We start from the raw sequence: 22,046 nt of genomic DNA on the forward strand, positions 1-22,046 counted from the left end.
CAACTGATAACTGATAATTGATAGTTGACTATTCAGCGACATCCTAAGCTGTCACGGGTTGACACGCCTGTCACCGGATTGACTCCATCAGCACGTTCGCACATCAACTTCGCTTCGTAGGTATCAAGGATTGCACCAGAAAAATCTGCTCCTGTAATTTCCGCCTTCAAGAAGCGACTGCTGGTGAGAATAGCATCGGTAAAATTGGTGTTCGTTAAATTGGCTTCAGCAAAAATGACGCGATCGGCAAATGTTCCCGCAAGATTTGCTCCGCTTAAGTTTGCTTTTACAAACGACGCTTTGGTGATAATAGTTCCACTGAGATTTGCTCCTTGGAAGTTTGCCTCCTGCATATTTGCACCTGCAAAGGACGTTCCGTGTAAATCTTTATTGGAAAAATCTTGATATCGTAAGTCGGCAAGCGTATAGTTGACAGTGTTTTCCTGTGCCAGAACACCGGGGGTATTTACGAGCAACCAGCCAAGAGTCAGCCAAAGGAGGAACAGGGCACCGCAAATAGAGTGTAACCAAGCTTGAACTTTCCGCTTCATTGATAGTTTACAAAATATATCTTCAATTCAGATACTAGCTTCGCTAGGGCTTGATTGAGCCTCCTCCTAAGTACTCAAGCTTGCAAAATCGAATAACTGGGTATCGGCGAGATGAGATGGGCAAACATTCTGAAGGCTACTAAATAAACTCTCAATTCTGCCTGGATTTTCTTTTTCCCACGCTTGCAGCATCTGCTTGATTTGTGTTCGTTGTAAGTTTTCTTGAGAGCCGCAAAGGTTGCATGGAATAATCGGAAATTGTCTGAGCTTGGCGTATTGCTCAATGTCATGCTCAGAACAGTATGCTAGTGGTCGAATGACTACGTGTTGCCTGTCGTCACTCAAAAGCTTTGGTGGCATTGCTTTGAGTTTTCCTGCATGGAACATATTCAGAAACAAGGTTTCCACAATGTCATCCCGATGATGTCCTAGTGCAATTTTTGTAGCGCCTTCTTCGCTTGCGATCCGGTAAAGAATAGCACGCCGCAAGCGTGAACATAAACCACACATCGTCTTTCCTTCCGGAATAACGCGTGTCACAATGCTGTAGGTATCTTCTTCTACTATCCTGTAAGGTACACCCATGGATTCCAAATATTCTGGCAGGATGTGTTCTGGAAAACCTGGCTGTTTCTGGTCTAAGTTCACCGCGAGAATCTCGAAGTTCACTGGGGCTTTGCGCTGGAGGGTGAGCAGCAAATCAAGCATGGTGTAGGAATCTTTACCACCAGATAGGCACACCATGACGCGATCGCCATCCGAAATCATGTTGTAATCACTGATAGCTTTTCCTACTAAACTACGCAGATGCACCTCTAGCTTTTTCAAGGTTTTGGAAGTGAAAACCTCCGTTGCTTCCATGAAATATCCCTCTGTTTTACGATTCTAAGAACAAATATAAGGAGAAACTTTTATATTGTCAGAAATTGAGACTCAAAATATCAACACTGCAAGAATTTCCATTATTATTCCGGTTCTTAATGAGGTGAAAAATATAAAACAAGCTGTTGCCAGCACTCAACCAAGTACAAATGTAGAAGTGATTGTGGTAGACGGTGGTTCAAATGATGGTACTGCGGAAATTGCTGAATCCTTAGGTGTTAAGCTTATCTCTGCTCCTCGTGGTCGCGCTACTCAAATGAATGCGGGTGCTTTGGCTGCAACTGGCGATATTCTGCTGTTTCTGCATGCAGATAGCCGCTTACCTGCTGAGTTTGATATCATGGTTCGCACTGCACTGCAACAAAGAGGGGTTGTGGCGGGTGCTTTTGCACTCAGGATAGACGCACAGCTATGGAGTTTGCGGTTGGTGGAATGGGGGGTGAATTGGCGATCGCGTTTTTTGCAAATGCCTTATGGGGATCAAGCCATTTTTTTAACTAAAGAAACATTTGATCTAATCGGTAAGTTTCCAGAATTCCCTATTATGGAAGACTTTGAACTGATACGACGCTTAAGAAGGACTGGACAAATCACCATGATTAATGTGCCTGTTTTGACATCTGCACGTCGATGGCTGAAAAACGGAGTTTTCAAAACCACGCTGACCAATCAAATCATTATTCTGGCTTATTTACTTGGTGTTTCTCCAAAACGGATTATAAGCTGGCTCGGACGATAGAAATTAAGAAAGATTTAAGCTGGACATCATATAAGTGTCGTATTCTTAGTTTGATATACCAATTGGAGATATTCTTAAATTGGAATTAGAGTATTAAAATTACATTCTTTCGTGTTTAGTAGAGAAATGCGTGGAAAATCTTTGTCATTTTTTTAACTGACAAAAAATTGCAAAGGTTCTCATCCTTATGAAGTTAGCAATTTAGATTTTATCCTGTGCAAAAGTAACAGCCATAAGGATTTTGCATTTTCAATTCTTAAAGGAGGTACGCCAATGTCAGAATTCCAAAGAGTTACAGTTCGCCCGATGGATGAGTATAACCAGACATTGGTTTCTTACGTACATCCACAGAATTGGGTCAATCCTCAACCTGCTGATTGTTACGACTTAGTGGTTATTGGTGCGGGTACAGCAGGCTTGGTGGCGGCTGGAGGTGCAGCGCTTGTGGGTGTGGGTTTGAAAGTTGCCTTGATTGAAAAACACCTTATGGGTGGGGATTGTTTGAATTTTGGTTGCGTACCATCAAAGAGCATTATCCGGTCTTCTCGGGTGGTTGGCGAAATGTGGAATGCAAAACAATATGGAATTCACGCGCCAAGTCCATATATTGATGTTGATTTTCCTGAAGTTATGGCACGAATGCGGCGCATAAGAGCCGGGATCAGCTACCATGACTCAGCGGTGCGGTTTCAAAAGATGGGGGTAGATGTCTTTTTAGGGAACGCTCAGTTTGTCAGCAACGATACCGTGGAAGTTGGCGACAAAACTCTCCGGTTTAAAAAAGCGGTGATAGCTACGGGAGCCAGACCCATGTTACCTTCAATTCCAGGAATTGAAGAAGCGGGTTGCCTGACGCATGAAACAGTGTTTTCTTTGATCCAAAAACCCCAAAGCTTGGTGGTGATTGGTGGTGGACCTATTGGCGGCGAATTGGCGCAGGCTTTTCGACGCTTAGGTTGTGAGGTGACACTTTTGCACAAAGGAACTCATATCCTCAATAAAGAAGATGCTGACGCAGCGGAGATTGTCGAAAAAGTCTTCATTCGCGAAGGAATTCGCTTGGTGCTGAATTCCCAGATACAGAACGTGGAAAAGACTAACGAAGGTAAAAATGTTTACTTTACCTGTAATGGCAAGCAGGATGTTGTGACAGTAGATGACATTTTAATAGGTACAGGACGCGCCCCAAATGTGGAAGGTCTGAATTTAGAAGCAGTCGGGGTAGAATACGACCAGCGCCACGGTGTGATGGTGAATGATTACCTGCAAACGACAAATCCAAGGATTTTTGCAGCTGGCGATATCTGCATGAACTGGAAGTTTACCCATGCTGCTGATGCTGCTGCGCGGATTGTGATTAGAAATGCACTGTTTTCTCCTTTTGGTTTGGGACGACAAAAACTCAGCAATTTAGTTATGCCTTGGGTCACTTATACTGATCCCGAGATTGCTCATGTTGGAATGTACGAACACCAAGCGCAGGAAATGGGTATTGATGTCGCGACGATTAAAGTACCATTTAGTGATGTAGACCGAGCGATCGCCGATGGTGAAGAGGAAGGATTTGTGAAAATCCACCATCCAAAAGGGTCTGATAAAATATTAGGCGCGACCATTGTTGCCCGTCATGCGGGTGAGATGATTTCACAGATAACAACGGCAATTGTCCATAATATTGGCTTGAACAAGCTGAGCCAAGTGATTCATCCTTACCCAACTCAAGCTGAAGCCATTAGGAAGGCTGCAGATGCTTACTATCTCTCTACTGCCCTCACACCAAACACCAAACGACTGTTAGCATGGGTGAAAAAGTTTTCCTAACCCGTAATAAGACTGTTTGTAGTGAGGACTTCAGTCCTCTGTAACGTGAACTACCCAACACCGACCCTATCGGGTACGGTGCGGGCTTCTGATCTCACAGACCGTTGCCCCTTGCCTTTACGGGTAGGTGGTCTTACACAGCCTCTATCAGCAATAACGGGGTTCCCTCCGCCCTTCGGGTTCGCCACTTTGCTTATGCCGGGGAACCCGTCCACCGCAAGTGGCTCACCATTTTTTAATATCCGAATTCCTTCATTTCTTATGTTCAGTGCTGCATTACTATCACGGTCGTGATGAGTACCACATGATGGACAATCCCATTCACGGATATCGAGCGTTAGCTCATCAAGAACGTGACCGCAACATGAGCAGGTTTTTGAACTAGGAAAGAATCTTCCTATTTCTGCAAGCTGTCCATCTTTAGCTTTCAGCTTGTAATCAAGGAAGTTAACAAACATCCCCCAGCCCACATCGGATATTGATTTTGATAGCTTGCGGTTCCGTACCATTCCCTTGACGTTGAGATTTTCTACAACGATAACTTGACTTTCATCTACCAGCTTTCTACTTAGTTTATGCAGAAAGTCTTGGCGGGAATTTGATACTCGTTCATGAACCTTGGCTACTAGTTTTTTGTACTTGTTTCTTGAATTAGTTCCTTTTACTTTACGAGCAAATTTTTTCTGCTTCCTAGCTAGATTCTTCTCATGACGCTTCAGGTGTTTTGGATTTGAATACTTAATAACTTCATTGCCATCATGAACAATAGCGAAGTCTTTCAAGCCAAGGTCAATACCCTGTATTTTGTCACCAGATATCTGACTTTCTGCACCCTCAATCTCAAGTAAGATTGAAGCGAAGTACTTATCTGTAGGCGTTTTACTGATAGTGACAGTCTTAATTTTTCCTTCAATAGGTCTATGAAAGACTGCTTTGATCACACCAATTTTGGGAATTTCCAAACAATCACCCATAACCTTAACGTTCTGAGGATATTGGATTGATTGTTTGTGATGCTTTGATTTGAACCTAGGGAACCTAGCTCTACCCTCAAAGAAATTAGCATAAGCCTTGTTTAAATTAATTGCGACACACTGTAAAACAGCAGAGTAGCAATCCTCTTTTAACCAAGGGTGTTCGACTTTGAGTTGAGGTAAATAAGCTTTATATACACTTACTTTTAACGATTTTCCAGTTTCTTCGTAGTGTTGAATGCAAGCATTAAGGGCGTAGTTCCAGTACCATCTTGCACAACCGAAAGACTTGGCTAGAGCAATTTCTTGCTCAGTTGTTGGGTATAACCTGACCTTAACTGCTTTCAACACTTTTGATCACCTCCTTGTTGCTATTATGATAACATAAACGCAAAGGCATTGTATAGGCAATTATGAAAAATAAAGCATTAAACTTGAGAATATCAGAACGCAGATTAAATAAGTTGCGGCTATACTCAGCTTGGAAAGATAAGACAATGACTCAAATACTGGAGGACTTCATTGACTCGTTGCCAATCCCAGAGATAGGCAATTCCTCATCGACCGACATTGCTGATTGAACTGCGTTCAATACCGCTCGTCGGTCAATTCGTCATCGCCCGGAATTCATCCCGACACCGACTCTTTGAGTACGGTGCGGGGCTTCTTCCGATTCAAGCTAAAGTCCTGACTACGAACTTCCGCACCCCATGAAAATGAAACCACAGATACACACAGATGCACACAGATGATTTATATTTTATATATTTATATATCTTTAAAAATTATGTGATGTTTGGAATCAAAGTAAATTTGACCTTGTTGTTGTAACTTGCCCATAAGTCGTGTAATAGTTACCCTGGTCGTGCAGCAGGCGCTAGCAAGTTCTTCATGAGTGAAGCGAACACTGAGGCGAATTCCTTCTGCTAGTGGTTGACCAATTTCCTGTTTTAAAAGGAGTAATAATTGCTGAAAGCGGTCTTGTACTCGTCGTCTACCAGCAATCACCAAAAAAAATTCTGTTTGCCGTAATCGTTGATTAATTTTTGGTAACAAAGTATGACTGAGGTTTGGTGAAGCAGCAATTTCTGCAAGGTCAATTGACACTAATTCTACTTCCGATAGAGCTGTTGCTTGATAAGTGTGTAGCATGGTCAAACTTGAACCAAAAACCATTCCTTCTGCTGCCAACCCAACCATGACTTCCTCGCCTGTTTCACATAGCGTAGTCAGCTTGACGCAACCTTGACATACATACCAAAGAGTGCTTAAGTTGAGGGAAATAGATTCTCCTTTGCAATATTTATGCCAGAGGCGGTCTTGAGTTAGGTCGCGGTCATTTTTCAACAGCGCTAATTCTACTTGTTTGCGTTCAGTAATATCACGTATCAGCCAGCGGAGTCCTATTGGCTTACCTTGCTGATTGCGGACAACTCCCACTGTCATGGCGGCGTCCAATAACTCGCCATCACGTTTTTGGATGCGTACGACTAACTCTTTTACCTTGGTGCATTCGCATATTTGGGTGAGGTAGCTGCGAAAAGTTGCACGGTCTGGAAGCGCCACGAAGTTCACTATTGGTTTGCCTATCACATAGTTCTGTGAGACTTTCAGTAGTGTCACCGTCGTATGGTTGGCTTCACGAATCATGCCTAAAGTATCTGTTACTAAGTAGGCATCTGGTGCAAACTCGAATAAATCCTGGTAGCGTTGACGTTCTGCTTCTAGCAAAGTTCGTGTTTGTATGAGTTCTTCATTCTGCTGATGAAGTTCCTCTGTAGCCAAACCGACTATTTCTGAAGCACTACCAAGTTCGACAAGAGCTTGCGGTAGCACATCTGGCATGATAGGCACTGTGTTCAGATTTTCGTATAAATCTGTTAAACGCCTGTACATTCCCTGCGTGCGTTGGGTAAATTTGTCTATTTCTAATTTGTCTATATTCACTGCAAATTCCTAGGATAAAGCCTACAAAGATTGAACAGAATACGCTACGATTGGGAGGTGTAGGATAGACATAATGCGAATTAGGCAAACCTACATCACCAAATCACTAAATAAAAAAATTAAATTACCATTACCTCACAGGCTCATGAAATTGACTCTACAGCAGTCGTAAATAATTTGTGAGTAGGTAAAAGGTGGTTGGTAATGAGCAGTAGGTGTTAGGTGTGATTGCTTCCCTCTTTACTACACAATAACAGTTTCACAATACCAATAGAATTGTTATATTAATTTACATTTCAACGTTTTTGGTAATATTGAATCACCCACAATATTTTTCTAAAAAGTGTTGAGGTATAGGAGACAAGGAAAGCCAACCCCTAAGCCCTTCGGGCACGCTGCGCGTTGGCGGAGCCTGCCCGAAGGGCTTACGCTTAATTCAAAATTCACGCATTCGCTCATTCAAAATGGAAGACCTCATGGATGAATCCGGGGGCTTAAATAATTAGCTCTGGCTTCTTTTCCTGTCCATGACTGAAGTTGGGGGCTTGTATCCTTTTCTTTTTTGGTTATTATTCCTAAATGCACAATACATCTAAGCAACAAAAAATAATAACAGACATAAACCGAATATTTCTTCTATCTATAGCGAGAGAATACTAAAAATTTAAGCAGATACAGGAAAATATCAAGTTTTACTTTTTACGTTTGCACTTTCTCGTAAACTAAGGTCAGAAACAGTTTTCAATTTCAATCCCTGATTTTCACTCCCTGCTGGGGATTCATAAGTAACTTGCCCTCCCTTATACATATTAAGTAGAATATACCATTTCGCATCACCCTCGTTGTATTTTATGCAAACTCCAAACGGTATGACTTCTACCTTCCAAGACGTATCGCGCAGGGAATTGCGAGAGTTAGTCAGAGTTCAATTACAAATGCTCCTGGAAGCGGGAGATTTGCAGGGAGCAAAAGCGATTCTGGTACCCGTACAGGCTCCAGATATTGCCGAAGCAATTGAAGGGTTACCAGAAGCAATGCACGCTTTGGCATTTCGCTTGCTTTCCAAACAAGAAGCAATCGAAGTTTATGAACATCTCGACTACAGCGTCCAAGAACGGCTGATTGAGGAATTGAGAAGTCAAGAAGTCCTCGACATTGTCGATAAAATGTCGCCAGATGACCGAGCTAGGTTATTTGATGAATTACCAGCAAAAATTGTTAATCGATTGCTGGAACAACTGAGTCCAGGCGAACGCCAAGCCACGGCTCAACTGTTGGGTTATGAAGCGGGAACGGCTGGGCGAATCATGACGCCAGAGTTAATTTCGCTCAAAGAAAATTTTACCGTGGCGGAAACTTTAGAGCGGATTCGCCGCCTAGCTAATGCGAGCGAGATGATTTATTATCTCTACGTCACGGATGCAGCAAGGCGTTTAACTGGGATTTTGTCCCTACGGGAGTTGGTGACGTCTCAACCTGAGCAAAGAATTGGCGACGTTATGAACCGTGAACCGGTGTTTCTCTATACCGACACAGACCAGGAAGAAGTCGCCAGGTTCATACAACGATACGACTTTCTCGCAGTGCCTGTGGTAGATCGAGAACGGCGTCTTGTAGGTATTGTCACTGTTGATGATGTTATCGATATTCTGCAAGAAGAAACCACTGAGGATATATACACCTTGGGTGGTGGTGTGCAAACCGGAGGCGACAACTATTTTCAGTTGGATTTAATCTCAGTAGCTCGCAAGCGGGTTGTATGGTTGTTGGTCTTGCTTGTGACTAACACTGTTACCGGAACTATTATTAGATCACAAGAGGATATCTTGGCAAAAGTCGTGTCGCTGGCGGCGTTTATCCCTTTGCTGACCGGTACTGGCGGTAATGTTGGCGCGCAATCTTCCACAGTGGTGATTCGCGGGATGAACACCGATGAAATTCGTGCTATGGGATCTTTGCAAGTCATTGGACGCGAAGGTCTTGCAGGTGCTTTGCTGGGAGGAATATTGGGGACGATCGCTACAGTGTGGGCTTTCTTGCTGCAAAAGAATTTAGAAGTGGCGATCGCAGTCGGAATCAGTCTCGTCGCCATTTCTGTTTTAGCTTCTGTCTCTGGTTCCGCACTCCCATTTTTGTTCCGCATCCTCCGTTTAGATCCGGCATTAATGTCAGCACCATTCATTACCACAGCAGTGGATGTATTAGGTGTTTTGATTTACTTCAACTTAGCGCGAGTCATTTTAAGGATGTGAGTTACGAAGAAGAACTCAGAACTCAGAACTCAGTAGCAATCATCCTGAATTTTGTATTCTGAATTCTTCACCTCTAACTCTTAACCAATGCGTGGATTTTAGATTTTAGATTTACAGATTGTGTTCACGCGTAGCGTCTCGTAAGTATCGTATTTGATATATGAAAATTGAGAGACACAGATCCCCGACTTCTTAAAGAAGTCGGGGATCTTGTTTTTCACAAATGATTTAGCACTGCTATAGATAAAAATGACACAATGCAATAAGTTGCAATTTAGGTGATAAAATCACTGCGAGTCAAATGTTCTTGAGAAAACAGCTCAACTCAGTTATCAGATTGCTATTACTAGCACTTTTCATACTTACTCTTGCTATTATTCCTTTTTCAAAAGTTAATCAGGCTGTATTACCAAAACCAAGCCAGACAAGCAATCCTATAACCATTGAAAATATGAAGCCAGGTACAACAGATTGGCAGTTAACCAATCCTGCTACCAGGCGGGAAATTGAAGGTTATGCTTCGCTCACTAGTGTAAATCGCGGCAACGAAATCAAGTTTTTTGTAAATACAAAAGAACCCAGCTATACGATGGAAATTTTCCGTATGGGCTGGTACGCTGGTTCTGGAGGACGCCAAATGGCACCTGTCATTACACGCAAGAGAGTACAGCAACCGCCGCCACTTGTAAATGAAGCAACTGGATTGATTGAATGCAATTGGAAAGATCCATATGTTTTGAAAATTCCCTACAACCCAGCAGATCCTTCACAGTGGGCAAGCGGTGTCTACTTAGCAAAACTCACTGCAAGTAAGAGCGGCAAGCAAAGCTATATTATTTTTGTCGTCCGCGATGATAGCCGTGCTTCTGATATCTTGTTCCAATCAAGTGTCACAACTTATCAAGCGTATAACAACTGGGGTGGGATGTCGCTTTATCGGTGGAATAGTCGCGGTAAACAAGCATACAAAGTTTCGTTCAACCGTCCTTACGCTGCTAGTCCAAACTTGAAAGCTGCTTATGGAGTGGGAGCAGGAGAATTTTTGACTAACTTTCAGCCGAAAAGAAGAACCTCTAGCGCTGGTTGGGAATACAACATGGTGCGGTGGCTAGAACGGGAAGGCTACGATGTCGCCTACTCCACAGACGTTGACACCCACGAAAATCAAATTGACCAATACACTGGTAAACCAATACTGTTATTGCATAAAGCTTTTCTTTCGGTCGGTCATGATGAATACTGGTCGTGGAATATGCGGCAAAATGTAGAAGCGGCAAGAGACAGGGGTGTGAGTCTCGGCTTTTTTTCTTCTAATACCTGTTATTGGCAAATTCGTTTTGAGTCAAGCAATTTGACAAAACAGATGAATCGCACAATTGTGGCATATAAAGAAAGCGCTATCCTAGATCCCTTTGCTAGGGACGACGATCCAAACAACGATTATCTCGTGACGACTCGTTGGCGAGCAAAACCTGTGAGTTTGCCAGAGGATGCTCTAATTGGAGTGATGTACGAAACCTTTCAGGTGAACGCCGATATTGTTATCGATCATACAGCCCCAGATTGGCTGCTTGCTGATACGCAGTTAGGTAATAGTAATACTCAAGCTTTCGTACATACTAATTTGAAAGCAGCCGACAAGCAAATGCGTCTTGAGGGACTTTTGGGCTACGAAGTTGATCGGATGTTTGGTAATGCCCCGGCAAATACTATCCGCATTGCTCATTCACCTTATCGTTATGGTAAAGGCATTCGGTATGCAGATATGACAGTTTATACAGCAAATTCTGGGGCAACAGTGTTTGCTACTGGCTCGATACAATGGAGTTGGGGGCTAGATGATTACAATGCGCCGCAACTACGCCCCTCTGTTTTAAATGCTGACGCACAAGCTATTACGCGTAATATTTTCGCCAAGATGGTGAGTCAATAAAAAATCAGGAATTAGGAATTATGAAATTTTTTATCATTCATAATTCCTAATTTTTAATTCTCACAGGTTTGATGCCGTATCTGGGGCAACGATTTCCCCAGTCCCCAAATTCAGTATCAAGTCCTGATCGGTAATCAAGTCGGTGAGTTCCTTAACTTGTAAATTCATTTCCTCACAGGCTTGCCGTAATTCTTGTGCAAAGGTGTTGAGGTCATCTCCATAGCCACATTGATAAGCAGCAGTTTCAATTCCCTGCTTGGCATTCGCTCTTGCACAATCTACCAATTCGGTGCCTTTGAGTGGTGTTTGAGATGCCATATCTGTAGTTATTATTAATGAGGGTTTTCTTTGCTAAGTTATCAGTTAGTTTAAGATTATCTCATCTTCCTAGTGGTTTAGGAGAGTCAAGAGATAGAAATTATGAATTATGAATTATAATGATAAAAAATAATTCATAATTCACAATTTACATTTCCTCATTGAAAACTCGCAACTCTTAACCTTTTACGCGTTGACAACGGTACCACCGTTCGGGTGTAAAACTTGACCAGAGAAATAAGAAGAGTCATCTGATGCTAAAAATACATAGCTGGGTGCGACTTCTTCAGGTTGTCCGGCTCTTTGCATTGGGACTTGTTTGCCGAAACTTTCCACTTTCTCTTCCGGGAAAGTAGAGGGTATCAAAGGTGTCCAAATTGGACCTGGTGCTACGGCATTTACACGTATTCCTTTTTCGACTAGACTTTGTGACAAGGAACGCGTAAAGGCAACGATCGCCCCTTTTGTGGAAGAGTAATCAAGTAATTCTGGGCTGCCTTTGTAAGCTGTTACCGATGTGGTATTGATAATGGCGCTTCCTTCTTTGAGGTGCTTCAGCGCCGCTTTGGTTAAGAAAAACATCGAGAAAATATTTGTGCGGAAAGTACGCTCTAATTGCTCTTTGCTTATCTCCTCAATGCTTTTTTTTGGATGCTGTTCAGCGGCGTTGTTAACTAAAATATCCAACTTGCCAAACTCATCCACAGTTTGTTGTACAGCTTGCTGACAAAAAGTTTCATCGCCAACATCGCCAGCGATCGTGACTGCACGACGCCCAAGCGATTCAACCAAATGTTTTGTTTCTTTAGCATCGTCGTGTTCGCTGAGGTATAATATAGCCACATCTGCTCCTTCTTTAGCAAATGCGATCGCCACTGCACGACCGATACCACTATCTGCACCTGTAATCAAAGCGACTTTGTCTTTTAACTTGTCACTTCCCTTATACTGGGGATCATCTGCTTTGGGTTTTGGCGTCATTTGTGATTCAACGCCTGGTGTTTCTTGAGTTTGAGGTGGCTGTAATTGTTCTTCTGGCATAGTATAATGCTCCCTATAAATAGACAACGCAAAAAATCGCATTTCAAAACTAAACCTTGGATCGATAATTCAATCCAAGGTTTCATTTTTGTGTTCGCTCCCAATTGCCATTTACCAGCTTAGGCTTTTCCCCCGTTTGTCAGCCTATCGTACTCATTGCCAAAGCAACTGTACGCAACTGTTCTAAATTTTCCTCACACTTAACGCACGCTCTTAATCTGACAATTGAACACAACTACACAACTCTACCGTCATGAAAGATTTAAAACTTTCATATGTCTATTAAGTTAGCTGTTGTGTTGCTGCTATTTATCACTCTTTAGATGTAAACAAACTCAAAATTGCTCAATCTAAAGACGTAAAAACAATTTATACAAAAAAAGTGAGAAGAACTCAGAATGCAGAATGTAGAACTCAGAAAGCAGTTATCATTTATGAGTTCACTGTTCACTAGACTTCTTGGAAAAGTCCTTCTTTTTGAAATCTTCTTTGCGCCTCTGCGCGAGACATAAAATTTCTGCAAGAGGTCTACGGAACTCATCTCCCAGTCCTACACAATCATGGCTGAGTTCTGTGTTCTGAGTTCTTCCTTACGGTTTATTGAAAGTTCTATTTATTTCTCCCTTGGATAGTAGAAATCATGAGATGAAAAGCCGTATGTAAAAGAAGTGTTGCATCTTATCGGCATCCAAAGATTAATTAGGATATACCAGAGTTAGATAGTGCTAGAGAAAGCAAGGCAGGGCTAAACAATTCACGCATTCCAAAATTTAAGAGCCAATTCAGGCTAACAACCAGGGTACCAACCAGGGTACCAACCAGGGTACCAACCAGGGTACCAACCAGGGTGCTAACCAGGCTGCTAAGTGTATACAAGCTTATTTGTGGAATAATTTATTACTATGCAAACGCTCAATATTTCTTCTTTAGAACAAACTGACAAATTTCGGGATCTTCAGTTAACTTTGCGGGATCGCTGGAAAACTACTGAGATATTTGATAACAGCGACGCCGATATTTTAGTCATTCCCTCCTTGAGCATCGACCAACGGGAACTCAAAAAAATCGAAGGTTGCGAGCATTATGAGGAACGACTGCTATTTTCCTTGATTCGGTTGCAGAATCCCCGCACTCGGCTGATTTATATCACTTCAATGCCAATGCATCCCAGTGTCATTGATTACTATCTGCAACTTTTGCCGGGAATTCCTTTTTCTCATGCTCGCAATCGCTTGCTGCTACTTTCCACTTACGATTCCTCTCAAAAACCCCTCACTCAAAAGATTTTAGAACGCCCACGGTTGCTTAAGCGGATTCATCAAGCCTTGAGGCTCGACAAATCATTTATGGTGTGCTATAATTCTACCGAATTAGAAGCGGAACTGTCTTTAAAATTAGGAGTGCCGCTGTACGCTGCCGCACCAGATTTGCAAATTTGGGGAACGAAAAGTGGCAGTCGGCAAATTTTTATCGAGAGCGAAGTTCCGCTTCCAGATGGCAGCGAAAGAGTTTGGAATGATATAGATTTGGCAGAAGCTGCTGCTGATTTGTGGGAACGCCAACCAACTTTAAAACGAATGGTGGTGAAACTCAACGAAGGAATTTCCGGAGAAGGAAATGCACTGTTGGACTTAAGACCGGTTAAGAATTTAGCACCTCCTGATGGTTCTCATGCCGAACGGGTAGAAGCGATGAAAGAGCGCTTCCAAAATATGCGCTTTCAAGCAAAACAAGAGAATTGGGAGAATTTTTCTGGACGAATCGGTGAGTTGGGGGCAATTGTTGAGGCATTTGTAGAGGGGGAAATTAAGCGATCGCCCTCTGTGCAAGGACGCATCACACCCAGTGGGGAAGTGGAAATCCTCTCAACCCATGACCAAATCCTGGGAGGACCAGACGGTCAGATTTATCTTGGTTGCCGATTTCCTGCCGATGAAACCTATCGATTGCAATTGCAGCAGATGGGGTTAAAAGTTGGCAGAAATTTGGCAAAAAAAGGCGCAGTAGAAAGATTTGGCGTTGATTTTATCGCCGTAGATAAGGGTGATGGACAGTGGGACATTCAAGCGATTGAAATTAACCTGCGTAAAGGCGGTACGACCCATCCGTTTATGACCATGAAATTAATGACGAACGGTCGCTATGAACTCTCGACTGGTTTATTTTACAGTCAGCAAGGGCGTCCTAAATACTACATGGCTACTGATAACTTACACAAAGAACGCTATCAGGGGCTTCTACCCAACGACTTGATGGACATCATCGCTCACCACAGACTGCACTTTGACACCGGAACCGAGACAGGAACGGTATTTCATTTGATGGGTTGTCTTTCCCAGTTTGGCAAGTTGGGATTGACAAGCATAGGTGATTCTCCACAACAGGCGGAAGAAATTTATAACAAAGTTGTCAAAGTCTTGGATGAAGAAACTTCCAGCAGCAATAAGGATTTCTCCTCGGAATCGGAATACAACTTCCCCATCACCTGGGATGGATGTAGCTGTTAGAAAACAGTTCGTAGTTGCGCTTAAGCGCAACTACGAACTGTTTTCTATCCCCAGTTATGTACAATCGACTCAGGCTATGTCTTTGAGCGCTTGTGTTTCACATCAATCAAAATGCAGTTCATTGCATTAATTCAGATTGTCCACGTCCTTATCCCCAGCCTTGGGGAAACAAATTTTGCCACACCTGTGGCGCACCGCTACACCTTTTAGACCGCTATGTCCCACTCCAACGTTTGGGATCGGGCGGTTTTGCTCAAATTTATACAGTTTGGGATCAAAAGACGCAAACAGAAAAAGTGCTGAAAGTGTTGGTGGAAAGTTCACCAAAGGCGTTGGAATTGTTTGTCCAAGAGGCTGCGGTTTTAAGAAGTTTGCGACACCCGGGTGTTCCCAGAGTCGAAGGTGATGGGTATTTTTCTGTAGAGATGTTGTCTGCAACGACTCTACAAAACAATCTCAACCCTCACCAGTTCCGTTGTTTGGTGATGGAAAAAATTAACGGTCAAACTCTAGAGGAAATATTTGAGCAGTATCCCCAAGGCTGTCCCCAGGAGTGGGTGTTCAATTGGCTTGTCCAAGCTGTGGAGATTTTACAGGAGTTACACAGCCGCAAGATCATTCACCGCGATATCAAACCTTCTAATTTAATGCTGCGTACCCAGCCAGCGTCCTTAAACAAGGGGGGGACAAAGAAGGATCAGCTCGTACTGATTGATTTTGGTGGAGCAAAACAATTTAGTTCCAACCAGTTTGGTTTAAAGGCTTCCTCAACTCGGTTGTATTCTTCTGGCTACAGCCCCCCAGAACAAATTGCTGGGGGAGTCATCGGGCCTGGTGCTGATTTTTATGCCCTCGGTCGAACGATGATTGAGATGTTAACGGGCAAATCTCTCTCGGAGTTGGAAAATCCCGTGACGGGAGAGTTCGTTTGGCGCAATAAGGTAAATGTCAGTCCTCAACTCGCAGATTTTCTAGATGAGATGATACAGGAGGATGTGCGATCGCGTCCAGCAAACGCCGCCATCATTCAAAAACGTCTCGGAAAAATTTCCCGAGTATCGCCACAACCAGCAATCTTTTCCCAAATAGAGCAATCTTTTCGCTCTTGGTTTGGACAAGCAAAGGGATTTTTATCCCAAGTTGAAGACTCCGTTGGACAAGCACTGATAACCTCTGCTCACGCCGTCGGTAAAACGACTTTCTTTGTATTCAAGGCGATTTTCAACATCTTACTTGCTTGTCTGGACACATTTTGGACAATGCTTCTCACCGGCATAGGCGCTAGTTCTGGTGCAATAGCTGGGTTTGTTTTGGCGTCTGGGACAACCATAGACGAAGATGTTACCAAATTCATGTCTCATCAGCTACCCGCACTGGTGACAACGACTCCAGCTATCTCAGGATCAGAGTTTCTTTTGTTTGCAGGAGCTGGCTTGGGAACCGCATGGGGACTAACGCTTGCAGGGGGTTTTGGTCAGAAGCGGCGATTTTTTGTAACGTCGTTGATGGGTGTTATTAGTTATGCATTCGGTTGGCTAGTTTTACAATTAATCACACCGCATCAGGGAGGTGAGGGATTAGTAGGATTGATTTTAGCTGGTGTTTCTCTGCTCACCATTAGCTTGGGTCTTCGCAGCCATCATATCGTTCACGCTGTCATTGCTGCATTTGGCACTGCTGTTGTTTTTGCGGGTTTAATTTTTTTAGGACTTCCAACGAATATATTTGACCTGTTGCGATCGCCCGGCTGGAGCGACATATGGCTTCCCGTGACTTTTTTTGGTTTTGTCGGCGTCTTGCTCAGCTTCTGGCTAGGGGTGAGTTACTACCTGATTGTTCCTGGGTTGCGCTTGTTAGGCTGGCGTTAGTTTTGGGGGAAGTCGGGGGAAGCACCTGAGCACCTAAGCAGGTACCGTGTACACACATCTCACTCAAAACCTCACCCTCGCTTTTAGCTACGCTAAAATCTTTCCCTCTCCGAACTCGCGGAGAGGGATGCCCGACAGGGCAGGGTGAGGTTCCGAACGCGAGTGCATCTCGCACCAGAAGGAATTTTGAGTCATATCATGTCCGCTTGAATGCCCGTCCGCCGCGCTAACTCAGATCCTGCACCAGTCGCATTACCCGCCTAGGGTTTAAACCCCAGGCTAATAGCTAAAGTCTTCGCGCATAAGACTGAGTAAGAATTTCAGTCTATTTCAATGGACTTGGGCTACTCGCTGTAGAAATTTATTTCTTGGCGGACGAGAATTATGGTGCAAAATCTGAGCTAACGCAATTACATAAATATTTTTGCGTACCTACTTACCAAAACCTCATACACAACATTTTTAGTGTCATCCTATCAATTTTGTTCCACATACAGTACAAAACTTGCAACTAGCCGCATTATTATGACCACATTTACTATTACTACAGACAATATGCTTTTGAACTTGTGGAACAGAGGGTTCTACTGGAATTGCTTGAACAGGTGCGAGATTTTTTTGACCATAAGAATTAGCAAAGTGCTGACGCAACAAATCATGCATAAAGCGATAACCACCACCGACTCGTTGTAGAAATAGACGATTGGTGCAGTAGTCGAGGAATTTCGCATAATTCCAAGGAGCGTAACCATTAGACCAGAGAATTACGCGCAAAACGAAATGTTTGATAGCAGGTGTTCCACTTTTGGGTATTGCAATAAGCAGTCCAAAAGATACTCCATACTCTAGACTAAAAATTAGTGCTTTTAAATTATCTGGTTCTTGAAGTTTTTTAATGATAAATATTAAAAATGTAGTTAGTAAACAAATCACTGATGAGATAATAATAGTGTTAATAACTGATTGACGAATACCTTGATTCGGAATAGTTTTGTTTTCAATTTCTTGCCCATCTATTCCAAAAATCAGCGCTAAAATCAGCCCTGAACTCAGGGCTAGGGCTAAGTTCAGTTTGAAAATCAGCCATGAAATCAGCACGAAAATCAGCCCAATGGAAGAGTTTTTTAGAGAAAATTTCATCTTTTCAACTGTTTGAATTTCATCTCCAATTAGCCCAAAAATCAGCCCTGAAATCAGCCCTGAAATCAGCCCATAAATCAGCGCTAAAATCAGCCCTATCAGCCATAAAATCAGCAATGCAATCCTCGAATTCTGCGCTAAATTCAGCTGTGAAAGCAGCTGTGAAGTCAGCCCTGAAATCAGCGCTAAAATCAGCGCTAAAATCAGCGCTAAAATCAGCCCTGAAATCAGCCCATAAATCAGCCCTGAACTCAGCTCATTTATATTTGTTATCCGAAAAAAGAGGAAACTATTAATTAATTTCTTCTTTTCTATTTGATTTTCTATTAGCTCTCCAATCAGCCCATAAATCAGCCCATAAATCAGCCCATAAATCAGCCCATAAATCGGTCCATAAATCAGCCCTGAAATCAGCCCATAAATCAGCGTTCCTGTAAATCCCCATACAATCAAATTATAAACAACTTTTTGAATTTTATTTTTCAACCAACTAGGTTGCATTCCTTCAATCAAAAACTCAGTTGCACTTTCATTGCTCAACCTTTGTGCCAACCAGCGTAACCAGCGTTTAGTCTTTTCTTGTTCAGGTTGCTTCCCTTTATAGTTAGGTCGTTTCAGCATTCTACTGACGTAAGCCTCAAATAGATAGCTTAGCCGTTCCTGAGAAGACTTAAACTGCTGCCATTTTTCTATTGATAGTTCTTCAGCAGAAAGTACAATAATATTTAATAAAAGTGGTGTTTTAGCTAAATTGCTTAATTCTTCATCCTGATTAATACTGTCCCAAAATCGTAAATGATCTGTTTTTTGTAAATATTGGTAGACTTGTTTTTGAGTAAAAGGGCGTAATTCCAGAGAATTATTTAGTTGAAGCTTTGCTTTACAATATTTATACTCTTGTATCCGACTACAAACAACTACAGAGTTAGTCCAATTACTAGGATGTATGAATTCATTGATTTTGATAACACACTTTTCTTGACGTTCCGCCGCTAGTTCATCCAAACCATCTAGGAGAGGTATAATTTCTTGATCATCTACTAGCTTTTTACCAATATCTTTTCGCACTCCATATTTATCCTTAAGCTCATTAATTAACCAATTCTTGATACTTTGACTATCATTCTTCCAAGAAGATAAAGAAAATAGCATTGGTATAGGATGATTAAAATTATCATTAGCACGCTTTACTAACTCCTCTGCTAGTTTATAAAGTATGGTTGTTTTTCCTGCACCGGGGTGTCCTAAGATTAATAATCTGCCAGCTACTTCTGGTTGGTCAAAAACATTAAGAATTTCTGTATTGTTTAAAGTAATTTTTCGTTGAAAATTTACCTTCACTTCTGCCTGTAAAGGAGACTCTATCTGGTCTGGATTCTGTTCCATTTCTGGAACAATGTAAACTCTTTTGTCAAGGGAAGTGTTTATTAATCCTCGAACACGGTTAGTCACATTTTCTAACAATTTCTGTCGAATCTGAGTATAGTTTTTATTCTCTCGTCTGAAATTGAATTTAACTTCATAATAATTTCCTTGGACATAATCTCCCTCGATCCGCTCGTTATAATTGCCGTTATCAACATTAATATGGCGATTCTCAGGTTCGTGACTTTTTGTCATGGTTTAATCTCCGTTAGTCTTTTCAATGTAAAGGAAAGCAAACGTCTAAAATTCACAGAAGAGTTTTAACTTTATTTAGTTTTTTGCCAATCGTCCAAAGCGCCAATGACAAAGCTAGCAGCAGGATGATTAAGTAACTGTGCTAAAGCTTGAGTACCACCTGCCTTCAACGCACTGAGTACCCGTTGTGCTAAAGCCTGGTTACTATCAATGTACTCAATAGCCTCAGTGGCGATCGCCATTTTCCCAGTAGTAGTATTGTTGGGATAAGATTTATCTAACTGTTCCAGTAACTTTTGAATTTCAGCAGCAGCATCAACAAGGCTTTGTTTTTCACCACCAGCATAGTAATTCCCTTGAACGTAGTTACCTTGAATACGCTCGTTATAATTACCGCTACCCATGTTTATGGTACGTCCACCGCCACTCATATTTGCTTTTGTCTCCTTTGAATTAGGTAGGAATAAAGATTTAGAAGAATTTCGACTTTTAATAACAGGAATCAAATCGCCCGGAATATTATTAAGGTCGATATTGTTGCAACCAAACTTAAAAGCATCTGCATAAGTTCTACCAGCACCAATGGCGTCATAAAATCCCACAGAGAATTTAATGGCAGTGTTATCTGGGATAGCACTATTCATGCCAATAACGCAATCAATATACTGATAAATAGCGTTACTCTGATTTTCGGAGTAGCAAGCGTTGAGCAAAATACACTCAACTTTGTCTTTGAATAACTCAAAGAGTTCTGTAAGTGCTTTTGTGCTAACCAGTTGCGTCTGCCCAAAGCCATCCTCCAAAACTATGCCACTAGGTTGCAAGTGTCGAGGAACAATGTCACGTTCTCTAGTTTGTTCCTGATTATTATTCAACAAAGCATTTCCAGTGTTGATTCCGTGTCCAGAGAAATGTACAATCTGTGGTTCTTCGTCTAACAAAGCACGACGTAAATCATTAATCCGAACCGCCCATTTGGTAATGACTTGAAATTCTTCTCTACTTCTGGAACGTTCCAATGCTGATTGGATTTCCCGCACTTCTTCATCTAAACGAAGCTGGTTTGTATTTTTGGGATTCGCTGATAATATCAAAATTTTTTTCATATTCTTTTTTTGAAAACGACATCGGAGATTTTGGCGGGGCAAATCTCAAACAAAGAACACATAAGCATCAAAATCTTGTGTAATAATAAACACAAGCAGCGATTTTGATTTTGGTTTAGTGAATAGGGAGACTTCGTTTGCTTTCAACCACTGCTCAATTAGTTCCACAAAAAACTACACATGTGTAAAATGTGATTCCGGATAAATGCCTAGGAGGTTAAGGTTTTCCTCTCATATCAAGTTCGCTTAATCACTTATAATCCCGCCCACCCGCGCTGTCAGGCACCCTCCCCGAACTCCCTCTCTATGAGACGCTACGCTAACGGAACCTCACCCTGCCCTGTCGGGCATCCCTCACGCCAGGTGCTACAACGGGGGGAACCCCCGCAACGCACTGGCTCTCCTTATTAAGGAGAGGGAAAGATTTTAGCGAAGCGAAAAGCGCGGGCTAAAAATAATTTCCCCCCAGCCCTTCATATATCAGGCTCGGGGGGAACAAATAAGTCGTAGTCTATAGAGTTTCTGTATAAGTCTCAAGATGTTTCTATTGTATTAACCATGTTCACTTTTGAACAGTGTAATTATAACAATTTACGCAAATTTAACAACTTCTTTATTAGTTCTTTATTTTTACTATTTTTTAAACTAGTCCTATATGTAAGTATAACAGTACATATTCGTCCAAATTTTCTAACTTGAGTCTATCTGTAAAAATATGAACATTAAGATTGTCGTTACTACTGTCCTGTTCACCTTTTTTGGGTTGACAGCACAAGCCTTTGCACTTAATGAGCAAGACTTGGAACTCTTGAAAACAACCAATACTTGTCCGCGTTGTGATTTAAGTGGTGCTGACTTATCTCAAGCTAATTTAAATAAAGTAAATTTACGAGATGCAAATTTAAAAGGTGCTAATTTATCTCAGGCAAATCTCTCAAATGCGGATCTCACGGGTGCCAATCTAGAAACAGCGGTATTAACTTCCGCGAATCTCAAGGGCGCTTCCTTAACAGGTGCGAATCTCAAATCCGCATCCCTGGAAAATGCCGATTTGAGTGCTGCTGGGTTCATAAGTACCAATTTGGAAGCGGCTAATCTTAAAGGAGCTAAATTGCAATACACAAACTTCCGGGGTGCAAACTTCCGGCTGACAACAATGCCTACAGGCGTCGTCACTTCTAACAAACCCTATTGGTGGTCGTTACAGCGTGAAACTCAAAAAGAATGTGACAAGTTCAGAACTGAGAAGGTTCCTGGTTCAACTTGCTACAGCGAGTGAGGAGGAGTGGGGGAGTGAGGGAGTGAAGGAGTGAGACAAGTTTCCCTCCCTCTCTCATCCCCTCCCTC

16 protein-coding genes are annotated in these 22,046 nt (G+C 42.2%); 8 read left to right on the top strand and 8 right to left on the bottom strand.

Features of this window, described 5'->3' with window-relative positions:
• Nucleotides 1-32: 32 nt before the first annotated feature.
• Nucleotides 33-551 (bottom strand): pentapeptide repeat-containing protein, encoded by a 519-nt coding sequence (locus AACT52_RS10815; protein ID WP_073630751.1) that lies wholly within the window; start codon nt 549-551, stop codon nt 33-35.
• A 66-nt stretch (nt 552-617) separates the two neighbouring features.
• Entirely contained in the window at nt 618-1,412 is a 795-nt protein-coding gene (gene ttcA / locus AACT52_RS10820; protein ID WP_073630753.1) for a tRNA 2-thiocytidine(32) synthetase TtcA, read from the bottom strand.
• A 55-nt stretch (nt 1,413-1,467) separates the two neighbouring features.
• Between ttcA and AACT52_RS10825 the strand changes: the two genes are divergently transcribed.
• Together AACT52_RS10825 and AACT52_RS10830 are read left to right on the top strand one after the other, a co-directional pair.
• The gene (locus tag AACT52_RS10825) at nt 1,468-2,172 is read left to right on the top strand and encodes a TIGR04283 family arsenosugar biosynthesis glycosyltransferase (RefSeq protein WP_073630755.1); all 705 of its coding nucleotides are present in this window, start codon (nt 1,468-1,470) and stop codon (nt 2,170-2,172) included.
• A 273-nt stretch (nt 2,173-2,445) separates the two neighbouring features.
• The gene (locus AACT52_RS10830) at nt 2,446-3,993 is read left to right on the top strand and encodes a mercuric reductase (protein ID WP_073630757.1); all 1,548 of its coding nucleotides are present in this window, start codon (nt 2,446-2,448) and stop codon (nt 3,991-3,993) included.
• 50 nt (nt 3,994-4,043) lie between these two features.
• Here AACT52_RS10830 and AACT52_RS10835 read toward each other — a convergent pair whose 3' ends face one another.
• Nucleotides 4,044-5,318, bottom strand: coding sequence for an RNA-guided endonuclease InsQ/TnpB family protein (locus AACT52_RS10835; protein WP_073630759.1), 1,275 nt, complete (start codon nt 5,316-5,318; stop codon nt 4,044-4,046).
• Between the two features lie 62 nt (nt 5,319-5,380).
• Here AACT52_RS10835 and AACT52_RS10840 point away from each other — a divergent pair, with 62 nt between their 5' ends.
• On the top strand, nt 5,381-5,548 hold the full coding sequence (locus tag AACT52_RS10840) for a hypothetical protein (RefSeq protein ID WP_198940900.1): 168 nt from the start codon (nt 5,381-5,383) through the stop codon (nt 5,546-5,548).
• Nucleotides 5,549-5,735: 187 nt separating this feature from the next.
• Here the strand turns inward: AACT52_RS10840 and AACT52_RS10845 are convergent, their stop codons facing one another.
• Nucleotides 5,736-6,914, bottom strand: a complete 1,179-nt coding sequence (locus AACT52_RS10845; protein WP_233153912.1) for a PAS domain S-box protein — start codon at nt 6,912-6,914, stop codon at nt 5,736-5,738.
• Between the two features lie 851 nt (nt 6,915-7,765).
• Between AACT52_RS10845 and mgtE the strand changes: the two genes are divergently transcribed.
• Nucleotides 7,766-9,166 (top strand): magnesium transporter, encoded by a 1,401-nt coding sequence (gene mgtE / locus AACT52_RS10850; protein WP_073630761.1) that lies wholly within the window; start codon nt 7,766-7,768, stop codon nt 9,164-9,166.
• A gap of 451 nt (nt 9,167-9,617) precedes the next feature.
• Nucleotides 9,618-11,099: a N,N-dimethylformamidase beta subunit family domain-containing protein gene (locus tag AACT52_RS10855; RefSeq protein ID WP_233153913.1), complete on the top strand. Its 1,482-nt coding sequence runs from the start codon at nt 9,618-9,620 to the stop codon at nt 11,097-11,099.
• Between the two features lie 60 nt (nt 11,100-11,159).
• Here AACT52_RS10855 and AACT52_RS10860 read toward each other — a convergent pair whose 3' ends face one another.
• Together AACT52_RS10860 and AACT52_RS10865 are read right to left on the bottom strand one after the other, a co-directional pair.
• Nucleotides 11,160-11,417, bottom strand: a complete 258-nt coding sequence (locus AACT52_RS10860; protein WP_073630765.1) for a hypothetical protein — start codon at nt 11,415-11,417, stop codon at nt 11,160-11,162.
• A 186-nt stretch (nt 11,418-11,603) separates the two neighbouring features.
• Nucleotides 11,604-12,458: an SDR family oxidoreductase gene (locus tag AACT52_RS10865; protein ID WP_073630767.1), complete on the bottom strand. Its 855-nt coding sequence runs from the start codon at nt 12,456-12,458 to the stop codon at nt 11,604-11,606.
• 902 nt (nt 12,459-13,360) lie between these two features.
• Here AACT52_RS10865 and AACT52_RS10870 point away from each other — a divergent pair.
• Entirely contained in the window at nt 13,361-14,965 is a 1,605-nt protein-coding gene (locus AACT52_RS10870; protein ID WP_073630769.1) for a peptide ligase PGM1-related protein, read from the top strand.
• A gap of 92 nt (nt 14,966-15,057) precedes the next feature.
• Nucleotides 15,058-16,833 (top strand): serine/threonine-protein kinase, encoded by a 1,776-nt coding sequence (locus AACT52_RS10875; protein WP_073630771.1) that lies wholly within the window; start codon nt 15,058-15,060, stop codon nt 16,831-16,833.
• Between the two features lie 468 nt (nt 16,834-17,301).
• Here the strand turns inward: AACT52_RS10875 and AACT52_RS10880 are convergent, their stop codons facing one another.
• Both AACT52_RS10880 and AACT52_RS10885 read right to left on the bottom strand, forming a co-directional pair.
• Nucleotides 17,302-19,593, bottom strand: coding sequence for an NACHT domain-containing protein (locus AACT52_RS10880; RefSeq protein WP_073630773.1), 2,292 nt, complete (start codon nt 19,591-19,593; stop codon nt 17,302-17,304).
• 71 nt (nt 19,594-19,664) lie between these two features.
• The gene (locus AACT52_RS10885) at nt 19,665-20,741 is read right to left on the bottom strand and encodes a CHAT domain-containing protein (RefSeq protein ID WP_272937090.1); all 1,077 of its coding nucleotides are present in this window, start codon (nt 20,739-20,741) and stop codon (nt 19,665-19,667) included.
• Between the two features lie 673 nt (nt 20,742-21,414).
• Between AACT52_RS10885 and AACT52_RS10890 the strand changes: the two genes are divergently transcribed.
• Nucleotides 21,415-21,978, top strand: a complete 564-nt coding sequence (locus tag AACT52_RS10890; protein ID WP_073630777.1) for a pentapeptide repeat-containing protein — start codon at nt 21,415-21,417, stop codon at nt 21,976-21,978.
• The last annotated feature ends 68 nt before the right edge of the window (nt 21,979-22,046 follow it).

Source organism: Scytonema sp. HK-05 (assembly GCF_963872035.1).
In the GTDB taxonomy this organism is placed as follows: domain Bacteria; phylum Cyanobacteriota; class Cyanobacteriia; order Cyanobacteriales; family Nostocaceae; genus Kalymmatonema.